The following is an 18953-nucleotide window of genomic DNA, read 5'->3' on the forward strand; positions in this document are numbered from 1 at the left end:
ATAATGAAAACAATGCACGGCCTGCTGGTTCTGTTGCTGACGCTGCTGATAAGTGCGGCGGGTTTCGCCGCCGAAGTCAAAGATGTCCGCCTGTGGCGGGCGCCGGATCACACCCGGGTGGTGTTTGATCTGAGTGGCCCAGCTGAATACCAGGTGTTTCAACTGAATAATCCCGAGCGGCTAGTGGTCGACATCAGCCGCACCCGTCTCAAGCAATTGCCCGCCGACCTCAAATTTGATGACAGCCCGATCAGTCGCATGCGCCACGGTGTGCGCGAAGGTAAAGATCTGCGGGTGGTGTTTGATCTCAGTCGCGAGGTGAAAATCGGCAGCTTTATGCTGGCGGCCAGCGGCGATCTGCACGACCGTCTGGTGATCGATTTTCACGACAAGCAAAGCGCCGCACGTACCGTTAAAAAGGCGGTGGATATCACCAGCGGCCGGCGGCCGGTGATCATCGCCATCGATGCCGGTCACGGCGGTGAAGACCCCGGTGCGATCGGTCCGGGCCGTCTCTACGAGAAAAAGGTGGTGCTGGAAATTTCGAAAGAGCTGCAGCGCCTGTTTAACAGCACCAAAGGATACAAGGCCGAGCTGGTGCGCACTGGCGACTACTACGTCGGTTTGCGTCAGCGCCGGGATATCGCCCGTAAAATGCAGGCCGATCTGTTTATCTCGGTGCACGCTGATGCCTTCAAAACGCCTCACGCTTCGGGCAGCTCGGTCTACGCTTTGTCCCAACGCGGTGCCACCAGTGCCTCGGCGGCATTTCTGGCCCAGCGCGAGAACGATTCGGATCTGGTGGGTGGTGTGAGCCTGTCGGACAAGGACGATATTCTCGCCGGTGTACTGACCGACCTGTCGATGACGGCGAGTATGGATGCCAGCCTGCGCATCGGCGCCAATGTACTTAATGGCATGGGCCGAATGACCAAGCTGCACAGCAAGCGGGTGGAGCAGGCCGCCTTTGCGGTGTTGAAATCGCCGGATATCCCCTCAATTCTGGTGGAAACGGGTTTTATCTCCAATCCGGGTGAAGCCCGCAAACTGGCCACAAGCAGTTACCGTAAGCAGATGGCGCAGGCTATTTTCAGCGGTGTGGACAGCCATTTTCGCCGCAGCCCACCGCCGGATACCTATCTGGCGGCGCTCAAGCGCGGCGAGGTGAAACCGCGTGAGTACACCATTGCCAGCGGTGATACACTGTCGGAAATTGCCGCCCGTTTTGATGTCTCGGTGGCGCAACTTCAACGCGAAAACAAACTGGCCAGCACCGGTATCCGGATCGGCCAGACACTGATTATTCCAGAATCCTGATGCCTCGAATTCAATTACTCAATCCCCGGCTCGCCAACCAGATCGCCGCCGGGGAGGTGGTCGAACGCCCCGCTTCTGTCGTCAAAGAACTGTTGGAAAACAGCCTGGACGCCGGTGCCACCCGGGTCGACCTCGATGTGGAAGCGGGCGGGGTCAAGCTGATCCGCATTCGCGACAACGGCAGCGGCATCGACAAGGACGACCTGCCACTGGCGATGAGCCGGCATGCCACCAGCAAGATCCGCGAGCTGGAAGATCTGGAAAAGGTGATCAGTCTCGGGTTTCGCGGCGAGGCGCTGGCCAGTATCAGCTCGGTGGCGCGCTTGACCCTGACCTCGGCCACGGACACTTCCAACAGCGGCTGGCAGGTGAGCTGTGAGGGGCGCGAAATGCAGGCCTCCCTCAAACCCGCGCCCCACCCCTGTGGTACCACGGTTGAAATGCGCGACCTGTTTTTCAATACGCCCGCCCGCCGCAAATTTCTGCGCACCGAAAAAACCGAATTCAATCATCTGGAAGAAGTGGTCAAGCGTCTGGCGCTCAGCCGCTACGATGTGGCCTTTCACCTGCGCCACAACAACCGGGTGGTGCACAGCCTGCCGCCTGCGGCCAATCAGCTGGAGCAGGAGCGCCGGCTCAGTCGGGTCTGTGGCCCCGCCTTTCTCGAAAACGCTCTGCATATCGAAACCGAAGCGGCCGGTCTCAAACTGTGGGGCTGGGTGGCGCTGCCCACTTTTTCCCGCAGCCAGGCGGATATGCAGCACTTTTTTGTCAACGGCCGCATGATTCGCGACAAGCTGATTGCCCACGCCATCCGTCAAGCCTATCGCGATGTACTGTTTCACGGTCGGCACCCGGCTTTTGTGCTTTATCTCGAGCTCGACCCGTCGATTGTGGATGTGAATGTTCACCCGACCAAGCACGAAGTGCGCTTCCGCGACGGTCGCACCGTGCACGATTTTATTTTCCGCAGCCTGCACCGTCTGCTGGCGGAGGTGCGCCCGGATGATCAGCTGAACAACGCGCGGCTGGAAAGCCAGTCGCAGCCCGCCGAGATTGCGCCGCAGCAGGCGCCGATGAGTTTTCGCCCCAGTCAGTTTGAGAGCCGGGTGAGTGAAACAGAAGTGCGCGAGCAGTTGCAGGGCTATACCGCCCTGCAGTCGCGACCCGCCACGCCTCCGGCCTTTCAGCCATCGGCGGCCGCCGATTTTGCCGCGCCCCAGCAGAATGGCGAGGCGGAGATTCCGCCGCTGGGTTATGCGCTGGCCCAGTTAAAGGGCGTTTATATTCTTGCGGAAAACGAGCACGGTCTGGTGCTGGTGGATATTCACGCGGCCCACGAACGCATCACCTACGAACGCATGAAAACTGCCCGTGACACTCAGGCGATTCGCAGTCAGCCCCTGCTGGTGCCGATGACGCTGGCGGTCAGTGAGCGTGAGGCGGCCTGCGCCGAACATTCCAGCGAGATGTTCGGCGAGCTGGGTATGCGGGTCGAGCGGGCGGGTGAGGAAAGTCTGGTGGTGCGCGAACTGCCGGTGTTGCTGGCCAACAGCGACGTCGAGCAGCTGGTGCGCGATGTGCTGTCGGATTTTATGGAATACGGCAGCTCCGATCGCATGCTGGCCCATATCGATGAGATTCTCGCCACCATGGCCTGCCACGGTTCGGTGCGCGCCAATCGCAGGCTCACCATTCCCGAAATGAACGCGCTGCTGCGGGACATGGAAGCCACCGAGCGCAGCGGTCAGTGCAATCATGGCCGCCCCACCTGGGTGCAGGTATCTCTGCCCGAGCTGGATAAGTGGTTCCTGCGTGGCCGCTGAGTCGGTAATTGCTAACGCGTTGCCACCAGCTATTTTTCTGATGGGCCCTACGGCCTCCGGCAAAACCCGGCTGGCCTTTGAGCTCTGTGAGCGGCTGAACGCCGAAATCATCAGCGTCGACTCGGCTTTGGTTTATCGCGGGCTGGACATCGGCAGCGCCAAGCCAACCGCCGAAGAGCTTGCCCGTTACCCCCATGCCTTAGTGGATATCCGCGATCCCGCAGCCCCCTATACCGCCGCCGACTTTCGCCGCGACGCGTTGGCGGCTATGGCCGACATCACCGCGCGCGGTAAGCTGCCCTTGTTGGTCGGCGGTACCATGCTCTATTTCAAGACCCTGCTGGAGGGTCTGGTGGAGCTGCCGCCGATTGACCCCGCTGTCAGAGCGGGCATCGAAAAGGAGGCGGAGCGCAAAGGCTGGCCGGCACTGCACGCGAAGCTGGCCGAGGGCGACCCCAAAGCGGCCGCCGCTGTTCACCCCAACCATTCGCAGCGCATCTGCCGGGCGCTGGAAGTGCTGCGCGGTACCGGTAAACCCATCAGCGCCTGGCGGGCGGAGCAGGGTGAAGCCGACCTGCCCTATCGGATTGCGCAGATCGCGATCGGGCCTGAGGATCGGGCCGTGCTGCATCGCCGTATAGAGCAGCGTCTGACGCAGATGTTTGCGGCGGGTTTTATCGACGAAGTGAAAAAACTGCACCGGCGCGGCGATCTTCACGGGAACCTTCCGGCTATTCGTGCGGTCGGATACCGGCAAGTTTGGGATTATCTGGAAGGTGAGCTCGACGAGGCGGAAATGCGAAGCCGCGCCCTGTTCGCCACCCGGCAGCTGGCCAAGCGCCAGTATACCTGGCTGCGCAAATGGCAGGATTTACACTGGATAGTGTGGAATGATGACAAAATCAGTCTCTTGCCCGACGTTTTGGCCCTGCTCGCTGATGTTGATTTCCCAGTGGATGGGCTATACTAGGGCCTAAACTTCAAGTAAAACCGCAGCCAGGTCTTATTTGATCACGCTTGCGGGAGGCGTGGGCGCCCGAGAACAGTTGTTCGGTCTCCATTCGGGTACGTCACCGCCTGTCGCTTTTACTGGCCATTGGCCAATCAAGGAGGCTACACCATGTCAAAAGGGCATAGCTTACAAGACCCTTACCTTAATATTCTGCGTAAGGAACGAGTGCCTGTATCCATTTATCTGGTTAACGGCATCAAACTTCAGGGCCAGATCGAGTCCTTCGACCAATTTGTCGTGTTGCTTAAAAACACGGTCAGCCAGATGGTGTACAAACACGCCATTTCTACCGTCGTGCCCTCGCGGGTCGTCCGGCTGCCCATGCAGCATCCGCCGGAAGACGATGAGACCTGAGTTCCTCTCGTTTCTCGGTTCTGACATTACATCACTGAACTCCTTTATCGGTCGCCGGTGCCTGCGGGTATCCGGCGGCTGTGTTGTGGGAGAACCCCTTGCTATTTGAGCGTCCCGATACCGGTGAGCGCGCGGTGCTGGTACACATCGATTTCAGCGGTGTGACCGAGCGCGAAGATCCGGGCGAATTTATGCAGCTGGTCACCTCGGCCGGCGGTGAGCCAGTTTATTTTGTGCGCGGTCAGCGTCCCATGCCGCACGCCAAGACCTTTGTCGGCTCCGGCAAGCTGGAGGAAATCCGCCAGCTGGTGGTGGAACATGAGGCGGAGCTGGTGCTGTTTAACCACTCGCTGAGCCCCAGTCAGGAGCGCAATATCGAGAAGGAATTGCAGTGCCGAGTGCTGGATCGCACCGGTCTGATTCTCGATATATTCGCCCAACGGGCCCGCACCCACGAGGGTAAGCTGCAGGTGGAGCTGGCTCAGCTGGAGCATATGTCGACTCGCCTGATTCGCGGCTGGACTCACCTGGAGCGGCAAAAAGGCGGTATCGGTCTGCGCGGCCCGGGTGAAACCCAGCTCGAGAGCGACCGCCGCCTGTTGCGTGGGCGCATCAAAAGTATTCAGGCGCGGCTGGAAAAGGTGCGCAAACAGCGCGACCAGTCCCGCCGGGCACGGAAGCGGGCCGAAATCCCTACGCTCTCCTTTGTTGGCTATACCAACGCCGGCAAGTCGACCCTGTTTAATTCCCTGACCGCGTCCCATGTGTACGCGGCGGACCAGCTGTTTGCGACTCTCGATCCGACTTTGCGCCGCCTGCAGGTGGCCGATGTGGGGCCGGTGGTGGTGGCGGACACGGTCGGATTTATCCGCCATTTGCCGCATAAGCTGGTAGAGTCCTTCCGCGCCACCCTGGAAGAGGCGGTCAGCTCGGATTTGCTGGTGCATGTGATTGACTGCGCCGACGAAGAGCGCGACGACCACAATCGCCAGGTACACGAAGTGCTGGCGGAAATCGGCGCCGATGAGCTGCCGATGCTGGAGGTCTACAACAAAATCGACCTTATCGGTCAGCCGCCGCGCATAGAGCGCGACAGCGAGGGTCGTCCGGTAAGGGTGTGGCTGTCAGCGCGGCGCGCCAAGGGGCTGGATTTGTTGATGGAGGCCCTCAGCGAGCGCCTGGCCGGCGATGTGGTGGATACCGATGTGGTGTTGCCGCCGGAAAAATCTCGGCTGCGCTCACGACTGTTCGCCTTGGGCGGTGTTCAGCAGGAAGAATACAACGAGCAGGGCTGCACGCTGCATATCCGTATGCCGAAGGCAGATTTGATGCGTTTGCTCGCACAGGAAGGCGAAAAACTGGAAAACCTGCGCGCGCACTGATAATCGCTCCGGTCGGAACCGACTTTGGTTAGACCGGGGCCCAAAGTTTGATAGACTTCGAGTCGCTTTTAGCGACGACAATAGGCTGGTTTAGGAGAATGGCATGGCCTGGAATGAACCGGGTGGCAATAACAACGACCCGTGGGGCGGTAACAATCAGGGGCCTCCGGACCTTGATGAAGCGCTGAAAAAATTCAAAGAACAACTCGGCGGCATTTTTGGCGGCAGCGGTGGTGGTCAGGGCGGTTCTCCGTCCGGCTTCGGCGCAGGTTCGGCCGGTGTCATTCTCGCCATCGCGGCCTTCATCTGGGCCGTCTTCGGCTTTTATCAGGTGGACGAGCAGGAAAAAGCCGTGGTCCTGCGTTTGGGTGTCTACCATGTGACCCATTCTGCCGGCCTGCACTGGAGCCCGCCGCTGATTGATGTTGTTGAAAAGGTCAATGTGACCAAGGTGCGTCAGGCTGAGCACCGCGCGTCCATGCTGACTGAAGACGAAAACATCGTCGACGTGCCCATGTCGGTGCAGTACACCGTATCTGACCCCGCACACTTCCTGCTGAAGGTTCGCAACCCCGAGCACAGCCTGGAGCAGGCGATGGAAAGTGCCCTGCGTCACGTGGTGGGCAGTTCATCGATGGATGACGTCATCACCGCCGGCCGTGAAAAAATGGCCGTGGACGTGAAGCAGCGTCTGCAGAATTATCTGGATAACTACCAGACCGGCATTCTGGTGTCGGAAGTGAACATCCGCGAGTCGCGGGCGCCTGCCCAGGTGCAGGATGCCTTTGACGACGTTACCCGCGCCAAGGAAGACAAGGCTCGCCTGAAAAACGAAGCGGAAGCCTATGCCAATACCATCATCCCGGAAGCCCGCGGTCAGGCTCAGCGCCAGCTGGAAGAAGCCAACGCCTACCGCGATCAGGTGGTCGCCCGGGCCGAGGGTGAAGCAGCCCGTTTTACCAAACTGCTGGCTGAGTACAAAAAGGCGCCGGACGTCACACGCCGCCGTCTGTATATCGAAGCCATGCAGGACGTGTACAGCAACAGCACCAAGGTGATGGTAGACGTGAAAGGCGGCAACAACATGCTCTATCTGCCGCTGGATCGTATCGTCAAAGGCGGTAGCGGGGGCAGTGTCAGCAACATAGACGAGCTCGATATCGAGGAGCTGACCAATCGTGTGGTCGAGCAGCTGCGTCGCGAAACCCAGTCACGCCGTCGGGAGGGCCGCTAATCATGAATAATCGTGGATTGGGTGTATTGATCCTGATTGGTCTGGCCATCATTCTCGGCTCCCAGACCCTCTATGTCATCAAGGAAACCGAGCGTGGTGTACTGCTCAAGTTCGGTGAAGTGGCTGTACCTGATATTGAGAAAGGTCTCCATTTCAAAGTGCCGCTGATGCATGCCGTGCGCAAGTTTGATCGGCGTATCCTGACCCTGGACTCCTCTCCGGAGCGATTCCTGACGGTTGAGAAAAAACCGCTGGACGTGGATTTCTACGCCAAGTGGCGGGTTATCGACACCTTCAAGTTCTACACCGCGACTAACGGTGAAGAGGCGCGCGCCCACCGCCTGCTGGCACAGCGTATCAACGACGGCCTGCGTAACCAGTTCGGTGAGCGCACCGTGCACGAAGTGGTGTCCGGTGAGCGAGACCTGCTGATGGTGGAGCTGACCCACAAGCTGAACCAGATTGCTACCACCGAGTTTGGTATCGAGGTGGTGGATATCCGGGTCAAGCGTATCGATCTGCCTGAGCAGGTGAGCCAGTCGGTGTTTGACCGGATGAAATCCGAGCGTGAACGTGAGGCCCGCGAGCACCGCTCCACCGGTCGCGAGCAGGCTGAATTCATTCGCGCCGCCGCCGATCGCGAGCGCACGGTTATCGCGGCTAACGCCTACCGGGATGCCGAGCGCATTCGCGGTGACGGTGATGCCCGCGCTGCCGAGATCTACGCTCAGGCCTATTCGCGCGATGCGGAGTTTTACAACTTCGTGCGCAGCCTCGCCGCCTATCGCGATTCCTTCAAGGGTAAGGACGATATTCTGGTGGTGGATTCCGAGGGTGAATTCTTCAAGTACCTGAAGGAAGACAAGGCTAGCCAGCGCTAACATCGGCGCTGGATCATGTTACAATCGCGCAACCGGGCAGTGCTTACCGTTTTACGGTGAAGGACTGCGCGGTTTTTTTGTGTGTGCGTGTTTGAGTGCGTACTTGAGTGAGTGGTACTGAGTCATGTGGCAGGAGCTGGCAGTCGCCCTGAGTCTGGTGATGATTATCGAAGGCCTGTTGCCTTTCATTGCCCCCGGCCGCTGGCGTGAAGTGATCCTCAATGTTGCACACAGCAATGACCGACAGATTCGCATCATAGGGCTGATCAGCATGCTTTCCGGGCTGGCCCTTTTGTACTGGGTAAGATAGGACAACTATGACCATTGCCGACCGCTGGTTGCTGCCCGATGGGGTAGAGGAATTGCTGCCGAAGGATGCGGCCAAGGTTGAGCACCTGCGGCGTCAGCTGCTCGATCTGTATCAGAGCTGGGGCTATGAGCTGGTGATCCCGCCGCTGCTCGAATACACCGAATCCCTGCTAGTGGGCCTGGGCAGCGATATTGACCTGCAAACCTTCCGGGTAACGGATCAACTGACGGGCCGCATGATGGGCCTGCGTGCCGACATCACACCCCAGGCTGCCCGCATCGACGCCCACAGCCTCGGTCGCGACGGCGTAACCCGCCTGTGCTATGCCGGCAGCGTACTGCACACCCGCCCAAAGTCTCCGCTGGCTTCGCGTTCTCCAATTCAGCTGGGCGCAGAGCTCTACGGTGACTCCAGTACCGACAGCGATCTGGAAATTGTCTGCCTGATGCTGCAGACCCTCACCGTGGCAGGTGTTCAGAATTTGACCCTCGACCTGGGGCATGTGGGTATCTACGAATCCGTGGTATCCGGCCTTGATGAGGCCACAGAGCAGCGCTACTTCTCCATTCTGCAGCGCAAGGCGGCGGCGGAGCTGAGCAGCCTGCTCAATGAGCTGCCGTTGGATGACAAGATCAAGCAGGCTCTGGCCGGTCTGGCGGAATTACACGGCAACGACGATGTGCTCGCTCGGGGCCGCGAATTGCTCAAGGCCTACCCGCGGGCGGTTGCCGCCATCGGCGCGCTGGAAGAGCTGGCGGCCCAGGTGCGCGAGCGCTTCCCGGGCGTTGCCCTGTATTTTGATCTGGCGGAACTGCGCGGATATCACTACCATACCGGCGCCGTGTTTTCGGCCCTGTCCAGCGACTGCGATCGGGCGCTGGCCTCCGGTGGGCGCTACGATGATATCGGCCGCGTTTTTGGCCGGGCTCGTCCGGCCACTGGCTTCAGCATTGACTTGAAAGCCCTGCTGGCGCTGCTGCCGGATTGCCGTGCCGCAGCGTCCATACTGGCGCCGAACAGCAAGGACGCCGACCTCTGGCACAAGGTGCAGTCGCTGCGCAGCAGCGGCGAGCAGGTGGTATTTGCCCTGCCGGGTGACACACAGGTACCGGTTTGCGATCGCGAGCTGGTGTTCAAAGACGGCGACTGGCACGTTGTGCCGCGCTGATGACTTAACTCCGTTATTTTCGAGATAGATTCAATGAACAAAAACGTCGTGGTGCTCGGTACCCAGTGGGGCGATGAGGGCAAGGGCAAGATTGTTGACCTGCTGACCGATCAGGCTGCTGTCGTAGTGCGCTTTCAGGGTGGTCACAACGCCGGCCACACACTGGTGATTGGCGGCGAGAAAACCGTTCTCCATTTGATCCCGTCCGGTGTGCTGCGCGAAGGTGTGATCTGCCTGATCGGCAACGGTGTGGTGTTGTCGCCCGAGGCCTTGCTGAAAGAGATTGGCGAGCTCGAAGCCAAAAACGTGCCGGTGCGCGAGCGCCTTCGGCTGAGCCCGGCCTGCCCGCTGATTCTGCCCTACCATGTGGCCCTGGATCAGGCCCGCGAAATCCGCAAGGGTGAGGCCAAAATCGGCACGACCGGTCGCGGCATCGGCCCGGCCTACGAAGACAAGGTGGCGCGTCGCGGCTTGCGGTTGGGCGACCTGATGCACCCGGAGCGTTTTGCCGTCAAGCTGAAAGAGGTTATGGATTACCATAACTTTGTGCTGACCAACTACTTTCAGGTTGAAGCGGTGGACTACCAGAAGACACTGGATGAAGCCCTGCAAATGGCCGAACAGTTGCTGCCGATGGTGGCCGATGTGACCAAGATGCTGCACGACTACCGCATCGCGGGTCGCAAGATCATGTTTGAAGGCGCCCAGGGTTCACTGCTGGATATCGACCACGGTACCTACCCCTTTGTGACCTCCTCCAACACGACAGCCGGCGGTACTGCCACGGGCAGTGGTTTTGGCCCCCTGTACCTGGACTATGTGCTGGGCATTACCAAGGCCTACACCACCCGCGTCGGTTCCGGCCCCTTCCCCACCGAACTGTTTGACGACGTCGGCAAGCATCTGGCGGCCAAGGGCCATGAGTTTGGCGCCACCACGGGTCGCGCCCGACGCTGTGGCTGGTTTGACGCGGTTGCCCTGCGCCAGTCGGTGCTGATCAACAGCATTTCCGGCATCTGTCTGACCAAGCTGGACGTGCTCGATGGGCTGGACAGCGTGCGGGTGTGCACCGGCTATCGCAATGCCGCCGGTGAAGCTATTCCTGCGCCGATCGACTGCGACGACTACGGTACGTTGGAGCCGATCTACGAAGACCTGCGCGGCTGGAGCGAGTCCACCCTCGGTGCCAAAACTCTGGATGAGCTGCCGCAGGCGGCGCGCGATTACATCACGCGCATTGAGGAGCTGGTTGGCGTGCCCATCGATATCATCTCCACCGGCCCTGACCGGGTGGAAACCATCGTCCTGCGCCACCCCTTCGGCTGATCTCACCCGGGCGTCAAGCTGGCGCCCAACCCCTCCATCTTTTCGCGCTATCTCTACGTACTATTGCCTACATTCAAAGACTTGCGGCAATAACACATCGCTGTTTAACTGAGCAATAGTAAGCTGCATTACCGCGCACCGGACTTGCGCGCCAGGAGTCGAGATGGAATTCATGCCCGACAACACCCGCCAATGGCTATACCGCTGCGCTGTGGTTGGCGGCGGCTATGTGGTGTTGTCCGTCCTCTGCGTGCTGATCGCCTGGCAGCTGCCCGAGGTCAATGTGCCAATCTGGGCCCCGGCGGGTTTTGCCTTCGCCGCGCTGCTGATCTGGGGCTACCGCTGTTGGCCGGGGGTGTGGCTCGGCGCCTGGTTGGCGGAACAGATATTCAATCAAAGCCTCAATCCCAGCGTCCTGGATATCTTGCTACCGACAGCGGCCACCCTCCAGGCCCTGCTCGGGGTATGGCTGGTCCGCCGGGTCAGCCGCAAAGTCGGTAGACCCCAAAGCGCGTGGCGTGTTGCTCTCTGGATAGCCTGCGCCGCACCTCTGCCCTGCGCCCTGTTTTCCGTGGCTGGCATTGTAACTGCCGGCGATTTCAGTACCTTTTCGGCGCAAACGGTCGGATCGGCCATGCTCGGCTGGTGGTCCGGCAACAGCCTGGGCGTTATGCTTGTGGCGCCACTGATCGTCTTTCTATGGCCGGGCCAGCCCTTCCAGCGTCTGGATATTGCCAAACCCGTTGTGCTGACACTCAGCTTTACCACACTTGCCATCCTGGGCAGCCACTACTGGCTCAGCACCGCCCAACTTCAATCCGCGCGTGCATTGGCCCGAGAGAAACTGAGTCATGTGCTGCCAGAGACTGGCGTCCTGTCGACCGATTGGAAGCATCAGCTCGCCTTTGTCGAGCGCTTTCTGGAATCTTCCGAACACGTTACCCATGATGAGCTGGTTGACTTCACCAGCATACTGCAAGGTTCATCGCTTTTATCCTACATCGATATTGTCGGCAACGTGCCGGCCCTCGATGAGCCGGATGGCCTGCGCCCGCTGACCCTAAGCGAAAGCGGTGATCTGGTCCCAATGGAAGGCGTGGCCCGTTACCCCATCCTGGCGTCTATAGCTCTGTCCGGCGACAGCGAAACCCTCGTCTACAGCCGGCAGCTTAGCCGCGAAGTGCTCGGCTTCGATCACTGGTCCCGTCCGGCCCGCCGGCGCGCGATGCAGCGTGTTAAAGAGACCGGCAGGCCCCAGTTGGCCCGCGACACCGTCTACCGTTTTCTGGCGGACGGCAGCTCCGGCAGCACCCAGGGCTATCTCGCTTTTCAGCCGGTCTACGGTCGAGGCGCTAGCGCCAACACCGTGGTGGGTTTTGTGGTGGGGGTTTCCACGCTAAGCGATTTTTTCAGCGCCATAACGGAGGCGGCCCGCCGAGAGGAAATCCATCTGCGAATTGTAGACAGTATCGGCGGTGATACCCTAATCGAGACCGCCCCCGCCGAGCGTTGGCCCGAGCATTTGTTGATTGAGCAGGTGCTCGATGTGGACGATCTCGGTTGGCTTGTCCAGGCGGCTCCGCTGAACTTTATCGCCTTTGACCGGGACGACAGCTATCGCCACGCGCTGATATTCACCTCCGTTGTTTTCGCTTTTATCATGCTTTTTTCTGTATTGACCACCAGCGGCGAGGCCCTGCGTCTGCGCGACGAGGTCAATCGCAAAACCGCCGCCCTGCGTCAGAAAGTAGGCCAATTGCGGCAGGCCCGGGACGATGCTGAGTCTGCCAATCAGGCCAAATCCCTGTTTCTGGCCACCGTCAGCCACGAAATTCGCACCCCCATGAACGGTGTGCTGGGCATGGTCGATGTGCTCAAGGGCACTGCCTTGAGTCGCTATCAGCGCGATATGCTGGCCACGGTCGAGCGTTCGGGCAAGCTGCTGCTCCGCCTGATTGACGATATTCTCGACTTCTCCAAAATCGAGGCGGATCGGCTGGAGCTGGAGTTGTCGCCCTTCGACCCGGCGCTGATGATCCAGGGGGTCGTGGATTCAATGACCGAAACCGCCTACCGCAAAAACGTGACGATACAGGTGCAGTGCGTCGATACCGCGTCGCACCAGATCATCGGTGATGAAACCCGCATCCGCCAAATCCTGTTCAATCTGCTGGGCAACGCCGTTAAATTCAGCCAGAAGCGTGGCGATGACCGCGGCAGGGTGGTGGTGCGCTACCGGGTGGCTGACGCGCCCTCGCCGACGCTTGAAATAACCGTTATTGACAACGGCATCGGGGTCCAGCCCGATGCCCGGGACAAGCTTTTCACTCCCTTTACCCAGGCTGAATCTTCGACCACTCGCCAGTTTGGTGGCACCGGTCTGGGCCTGGCCATCTGCAAACGCCTGGTCGATCTTATGGGCGGTGAGATTGGTTTTGACAGTGAACCTGGCCGGGGTAGCCGCTTTAAGGTCGCGATTCCCACCCGCATCGAGCAGGCGGTGCAGCGTTCCCTGGTGGTCAGCCGCTGGCGGCAGGCGGTGATTGTGGACAGCCCCGACATTCCGGCTGCGGTGTTGCACGCCTGGTTCAGAGAGGCCGGTCTGTCCGCTGAAATCCAGCCCGACCTCGCTGCTGCGGGGACTCGCATGGCGGGCCTGCGTGAGGCCTGCCTGGTCTACGATTGCGGCAACGAAGAACCGGACCTGCAGGCCTTTCGCCGCCATCTGCCCTCGGGACTGCTGCCCTGCACCATTGCCATTACCCGCGGCCGTCGGCGTTGGCCGCGCCGCCATCGCAGCGGTCTGATCACCCTAGACCAGCTGACTCGGGAAGCTTTTGTCGAGGCCCTGCGCCTGCTCGATATGGAAACCGGTGAGTTCTGCGCGATCGCTCACATAGAGGATTCACTACAGCCGCGGCGACCCGACCGGCCGCTGGACAACCCCCGTGACTACTACTGCCTGTTGATAGGGGAGCCCAGCGCCGCCTTGGCCAGCAGCCTAAATGCGCTACGAGAGAAGAAACAGCTCGAAGTGGTCACTGCAGCGGACTGGCCTCAGGCTCGGGATATACTGCAGCGCGACCGGCGCCGTGCGGTGGTGATCGAGGACTGTGGCGATGATGAGCTGTCGCTGGATGCTCTGCGCAGCCGCTATATCGAATTCGACCACGTCAAAAATCTGGTGATTACCCGCGGACGCCGCAAGCAGCCGCGCTACGACATGCAGGACGCCATCAGCATCGATCTGGAGGCTATCGGCCCCGAAACTCTGACTGAAGGTGTGAGGCTCGCATCGGCCATGCTCAGCGAGCGGCTCAACAATACGCTGAACCCGGACTCCGATGACCCAAAGGATAGCGAGACCGAAAATTGCCGGGTGCTGGTGGTGGAGGACGATGCTACCAATCGCCGGGTTATCCAGGCTCAGCTGACCCAGCACGGCATCTGCGCCCACTACTCCGAAAACGGTGCGGAGGGGCTTGCCCGCTGGCGCGTGCAGCGCTACCCACTGGTGATTACCGATATTCATATGCCGCAAATGGATGGCTACGAAATGGCCCGTCGCATTCGTGCAGAAGAGGATGCAGGGAAGCCTACTCGCATTATCGTGCTGTCCGCCAATGCCGCACGTGATGAAAAGGCTCGGGCAGCGGCTCAGGGTGTGGACGCCTATCTGGTCAAGCCCACCGCTGGGCAGCGCCTGCTGGACACTATTCGGCAGTTGGCGTCGGAGTTGGTGCCGGATACGCGTCCGCAGGCGCAACGCCGCCAGGCTGAGAATTCGGATGCGGGCAGCGAGATTGATCTGGCCGTTCAGCGGCAGGTGATAGGCGATGATCCTGAATTACTTCAGGAGCTGGCACTGGACTACCTGAGCTCGTCCCGAGCGCAGTTGGAAGAGCTCGGGCGGCTGATCGATCAGGGCGATCTGGCTACGGCGGCGGAGACCGCGCACAAGCTCAAGTCCTCCTCGCGAGCAATTGGAGCCAGCGGTCTCGGCGACCAGTTGGAACATTTTGAGCAGGCGGTGGCCGCAATGAGCGGCAGTGCTGCCGTTGCCGCCCTTGCGGAACTCAAGGCGCGCCACCAGCGGGTAGTAAATGCCCTGCTAAAGCAGCTGGGCCTGCCCCAAACCTGAGGTGACTATGAACGAAGTCTGGGTAATCGACGACGATCCATTTGCCGCCAAGCTGACCCAAAAACAGTTCGCCGCCTGCCTGCCGGATAGCCTCGTTTCGGCCCATACCGACCCCCTGGACAGTTCGCGGCGCCTTGCCAAGGATCGCGGCCGCAATATCGAGCTGGTGGTACTGGATCTGCGCATGCCGACAATGGACGGCATCACCTTTGTTCGCCACCTCGCCGATATCAGTTACCGGGGAAAAGTCATCTTCTGCAGTGGCCAAAATGACCAGATGCTGTCCGCCGCTCAACAGATCGCTGAAAACCAGGGTCTCTACGTGCTGGGCAGTCTGGCCAAGCCCGCTAGTCTGGAGGCCGTAAATGCCTTGCTGAAACGGGGACGACGCAAAGCGCCGCGCCCGACCGCCACTGTCAGTCGCGACGATATTGTTCAGGCGATTAGTCGCGGCGAGTTCGTCAACCACTACCAGCCCAAGGTGGCGCTGAGCGATGGCCGTTTTCACTCGGTGGAGGTGCTGGCGCGCTGGGCAAAAGGCACTAAAACCCTTGGCCCCGCCGCCTTTGTGCCGGTGGCTGAGCAGGAGGGGCTGATTGAATCGCTCACCCACGGCGTGATCGATCGGGCCTTTGCCGACTTGGCGCTCTGGTCCAGGCAGGGGCTCACCCCACAGCTGTCGATCAACTTTTCGACGGCGGGGCTCAATGACCTGAACCTGCCCGAACAGTTGCTGGGCTACTGCGAGCGAGCCGGCATAGAGCCGGAAAACATCACTCTGGAGCTGACCGAGAGCAAGATTCTCGATCCGGCATCGCGCGGCCTCGATATTCTCAGCCGGCTGCGCCTGCAGGGCTTTAACCTGTCCATCGACGATTTTGGTACCGGCTACTCGTCTCTGTCGCAGTTGCGCCAGATCCCCTTCAATGAACTCAAGATCGACCGTTCTTTTGTTACCGGCGTGAGCGAGCGCAGTTCCCTGCAGGCCATTGTTAACAGCAGTGTGCGCCTGGCCACCGAACTCGATATGACGATCGTTGCAGAGGGGGTGGAGAGCAAGGCCGACTGGGACTACGTGGCTAACGCCGGCTGTCACCTGGCCCAGGGTTTTTACATCGCCAAGCCCATGCCTGGTCAGGCGATACCGGTATGGGCTGAGCTGTGGCGGGAAAAAACACAAGGTTGAGCGCCGGCTTGCGTGGGCGCCGCGGCCGGCATAGGCTGGCTATACCGCAATAACAAAAAGGCAGTTTGTAATGATAAGCACTCTTGATCCCATACTCGGCCCCGTCATCGCGCTCGTCCTCTGGACCTGTTTCATGCAGACCTGGATGGCGCTCACCCGCCTTCCTTATATGGCTAAAAACCGTATTCACCCGCAGAAGGGGGAGCGCACGGCCGAACTCGGCAAGCTTTTGCCGAAAGAAATTCAGTGGAAGGCGGATAACTACAATCACCTGATGGAACACCCCACCATTTTTTATGCCACGGCGGTGGTCTGGGCGTTGATCGGAACAGCGGGCACGCTGATTGTTAGCGTCGCCTGGGTTTATGTGGGGCTGCGCGTGGCGCACAGCCTGGTTCAGGCAACGGTCAATCGGGTGATGCCGCGTCTGACCATATTCGCGATCAGCTCGCTGGCGGTGCTGTGGATGGCCGTTCACGCAGCGCTGGTGGTGCTTTGATAGCTCAGGGCAGGGGGGTAACACTGAGGCCGTACTGCCTCATGACGCCGTAGGCGGGCAGTTCGGTGTCGAGCACGATGTGCCCTTCGAGGTCCCGGGTTTTGACGTTGAAATCCTCTCCGTGGGCATCCGGGAAGTTGCACAGCACCGCGTCAAAGGCGGCACTGGCGAGGCAACTTTCCGGCGTATCCGTGCGCAGGGCAACGAGATATTCCCCTTCCGGTGAAGGTTGCGAGGACGGCGCGCCATGTTTGCGGCAGATTGTCAGACGAAGTTTTATGCTCATGGGAAGGTTCGTATGGCTGACCCCCGACAATAAACTTCAGTCGGAATAGCGCCATGCGTAGTTTCCACAATGGACTTACATTTCTGACAGTTCCAGCCAGCGCTCCATGGCCTCGTCGAGTTCCGCCTGCCGCGCAGAAACCTGTCCCCAGTGGGCGGTGATCTGTTCCGGCGACAGGTCGGCAAAGTCGCTCTGCTGAGAGCGTTCGCTCATCGCTTCAATCTCGGCTTCCAGTTCCGCTATTCGGTCCGGCAGGCTGTCGAGTTCGCGCTGCAGTTTGTAGCTCAGTTTCTTTTTGGCGGGCTTGTTGTCCGGCACCGCTGCCTGCGATGTGGGCTTGCTGGGCCCGCCGTTGCCGCCTGTGCCGGGAGTAAAGGCCGCTTTGAGGCGGGCCGGCGGGATGTCGCTGTAGCCGCCGACAAAATTGTCGATCCGGCCACTGCCTTCAAACCGTAGACAGGCGCTGGCGACATTGTCGACAAAGGCCCGGTCGTGACTGACCAGCAGTACGGTGCCGTCAAACTCGGTCAGCAGTTCTTCCAGCAGCTCCAGGGTTTCCATATCCAGGTCATTGGTCGGTTCATCCAAGACCAGAATATTGGCGGGCTGACTGAACAGCAGGGCGAGAATCACGCGGGCGCGTTCGCCCCCTGACAGCACCCGAATCTGGGAGCGGGCGCGCTCGGCGGTAAACAGGAAGTCGCCCAGGTAACTGATGATGTGTTTCTGCTTGCCGTTGATGATCAGACTTTCACGGCCCTGGCCGACCACGTCCACCACCGATTTGTTGTCGTCCAGCACCGAGCGCATCTGGTCGAAATAGGCGATCTGTTGCTTGCTGCCCTGGCGCACGCTGCCGGAATTGGGCTCCAGTTCGCCGACGATCAGGCGCAGCAGGGTCGTCTTGCCGACCCCGTTGGGACCGATCAGCGCCAGCTTGTCGCCGCGACTGACGGTCAGGTCGAGCCGGTCGATCAGCAGTTTGTCACCGTAACCGTGGCTGACAGACTTGAGCTCTGCCACCAGCTTGCCGCTGCGCTCGCCCTGATCCAGATTGAGGCGGGCATTGCCCTGCACATTGCGGCGCTGGGCGTATTCTTCACGCAGCCGTTTAAGCGCGCGAACGCGGCCTTCGTTGCGGGTGCGTCGGGCCTTGATGCCGGTGCGAATCCAGCGTTCTTCTTCGGCCAGGCGTTTGTCGAACAGGGCGTTCTGCTCCTGTTCGATGCGCAGATCTTCTTCGAGGCGGCGGCTGTACTCGTCGAAATTGCCCGGGTAACTGCGCAGGTGGCCGCGATCGAGCAGCACAATGCGGGTGGCGAGTTTGTTGATCAAGGCGCGGTCGTGGGTGATAAACAGCACGCAGCCCTCAAAGCCCAGTACCGCCTGTTCCAGCCATTCGATGGCGGCGATATCCAGATGGTTGGTGGGTTCGTCCAGCAGCAGAATGTCGGGTTGTGCGACCAGCGCGCGAGCGAGGGCGACCCGGCGACGCCAGCCGCCGGAGAGCTCGCTCAGGGTCTGCTGTCCATCCAGCTGCAGGCGGCTCAGGGTGTGCTCGATGCGCTGGTGGAACTCCCAGCCGCCTTCGGCTTCCAGTTGCTCCTGCACTTTGGCCAGTTCGGTCATATTGCCTTCTGCCGCCAGCGATTCGTAGCGCGCCAGCAGCTTTCCGGCGTTTTCCAGGCCTTCGGCGACCGCCTGAAACACGGTGGTGCCCGGCGTGGCGTCTATCGGCGCCTGGGGCATGCTGGCCACTTTAACCCCTTGATCCAGTTGGATTTCCCCGCCGTCAGGCAGCAGTTCGCCGGCGATGATTGAGAGCAGGGTGGACTTGCCGGAGCCGTTGCGACCGACCAGACAGACCCGCTCGCCTGGGTCCAGTTGCAGGTCGGCTTTGTCCAGCAGTATCTGCTGACCTATGGCAAATTCGAGGCTTTTGGCGCTGAGTAATGGCATATCACTTCGAGGTGGTGGTCTGGGCAGCGCGCAGTGTGCCTGTAAAGCGCCCGGCAATAAAGCCCGATAGAG

General features: G+C 60.4%; 15 protein-coding genes. 13 read left to right on the forward strand and 2 right to left on the reverse strand.

Annotation, left to right across the window (positions count from 1 at the left end; all coding sequences use genetic code 11):
- Positions 1–3 precede the first annotated feature (3 nt).
- The 13 genes from ABY734_RS01520 to ABY734_RS01580 all read left to right on the forward strand — a co-directional run bounded on the left by ABY734_RS01520 (position 4) and on the right by ABY734_RS01580 (position 16636).
- On the forward strand, positions 4–1317 hold the full coding sequence (locus ABY734_RS01520) for an N-acetylmuramoyl-L-alanine amidase (protein WP_372777190.1): 1314 nt from the start codon (positions 4–6) through the stop codon (positions 1315–1317).
- A complete protein-coding gene (gene mutL, locus ABY734_RS01525) occupies positions 1317–3143 on the forward strand; it encodes a DNA mismatch repair endonuclease MutL (RefSeq protein WP_372777191.1) in 1827 nt (608 codons plus the stop codon). Before ABY734_RS01520 ends, mutL begins: the two co-directional genes overlap by 1 nt.
- A gap of 40 nt (positions 3144–3183) precedes the next feature.
- Positions 3184–4113 carry a tRNA (adenosine(37)-N6)-dimethylallyltransferase MiaA gene (gene miaA, locus ABY734_RS01530; RefSeq protein WP_372777445.1) on the forward strand — a complete coding sequence of 310 codons (930 nt, stop codon included), beginning with the start codon at positions 3184–3186 and terminating at the stop codon, positions 4111–4113.
- Between the two features lie 150 nt (positions 4114–4263).
- Positions 4264–4509: an RNA chaperone Hfq gene (gene hfq / locus ABY734_RS01535; RefSeq protein ID WP_372777192.1), complete on the forward strand. Its 246-nt coding sequence runs from the start codon at positions 4264–4266 to the stop codon at positions 4507–4509.
- 98 nt (positions 4510–4607) lie between these two features.
- On the forward strand, positions 4608–5891 hold the full coding sequence (gene hflX, locus ABY734_RS01540) for a ribosome rescue GTPase HflX (RefSeq protein WP_372777193.1): 1284 nt from the start codon (positions 4608–4610) through the stop codon (positions 5889–5891).
- A 103-nt stretch (positions 5892–5994) separates the two neighbouring features.
- Positions 5995–7125: an FtsH protease activity modulator HflK gene (gene hflK / locus ABY734_RS01545; protein ID WP_372777194.1), complete on the forward strand. Its 1131-nt coding sequence runs from the start codon at positions 5995–5997 to the stop codon at positions 7123–7125.
- Positions 7126–7127: 2 nt separating this feature from the next.
- The gene (gene hflC / locus ABY734_RS01550; RefSeq protein WP_372777195.1) at positions 7128–8006 is read left to right on the forward strand and encodes a protease modulator HflC; all 879 of its coding nucleotides are present in this window, start codon (positions 7128–7130) and stop codon (positions 8004–8006) included.
- Between the two features lie 124 nt (positions 8007–8130).
- A complete protein-coding gene (locus tag ABY734_RS01555; protein ID WP_372777196.1) occupies positions 8131–8316 on the forward strand; it encodes a DUF2065 domain-containing protein in 186 nt (61 codons plus the stop codon).
- A gap of 7 nt (positions 8317–8323) precedes the next feature.
- Positions 8324–9484, forward strand: a complete 1161-nt coding sequence (locus tag ABY734_RS01560; RefSeq protein ID WP_372777197.1) for an ATP phosphoribosyltransferase regulatory subunit — start codon at positions 8324–8326, stop codon at positions 9482–9484.
- A gap of 33 nt (positions 9485–9517) precedes the next feature.
- Entirely contained in the window at positions 9518–10810 is a 1293-nt protein-coding gene (locus tag ABY734_RS01565) for an adenylosuccinate synthase (RefSeq protein WP_372777198.1), read from the forward strand.
- Between the two features lie 163 nt (positions 10811–10973).
- Positions 10974–14951 carry an ATP-binding protein gene (locus ABY734_RS01570; protein ID WP_372777199.1) on the forward strand — a complete coding sequence of 1326 codons (3978 nt, stop codon included), beginning with the start codon at positions 10974–10976 and terminating at the stop codon, positions 14949–14951.
- A gap of 7 nt (positions 14952–14958) precedes the next feature.
- On the forward strand, positions 14959–16137 hold the full coding sequence (locus ABY734_RS01575; protein WP_372777200.1) for an EAL domain-containing protein: 1179 nt from the start codon (positions 14959–14961) through the stop codon (positions 16135–16137).
- Between the two features lie 70 nt (positions 16138–16207).
- The gene (locus ABY734_RS01580) at positions 16208–16636 is read left to right on the forward strand and encodes an MAPEG family protein (RefSeq protein ID WP_372777201.1); all 429 of its coding nucleotides are present in this window, start codon (positions 16208–16210) and stop codon (positions 16634–16636) included.
- Positions 16637–16640: 4 nt separating this feature from the next.
- On the opposite strand, the gene ABY734_RS01585 is transcribed toward ABY734_RS01580, so the two are convergent.
- Together ABY734_RS01585 and ABY734_RS01590 are read right to left on the reverse strand one after the other, a co-directional pair.
- Complete coding sequence (locus ABY734_RS01585; protein ID WP_372777202.1) at positions 16641–16922, reverse strand: hypothetical protein; 282 nt, start codon at positions 16920–16922, stop codon at positions 16641–16643.
- A 75-nt stretch (positions 16923–16997) separates the two neighbouring features.
- Positions 16998–18881, reverse strand: coding sequence for an ATP-binding cassette domain-containing protein (locus tag ABY734_RS01590; protein ID WP_372777203.1), 1884 nt, complete (start codon positions 18879–18881; stop codon positions 16998–17000).
- Positions 18882–18953: the final 72 nt, after the last annotated feature.

The sequence above is a fragment of the Litorivivens sp. genome, from assembly GCF_041624475.1.
Classification (GTDB): domain Bacteria; phylum Pseudomonadota; class Gammaproteobacteria; order Pseudomonadales; family Spongiibacteraceae; genus Litorivivens.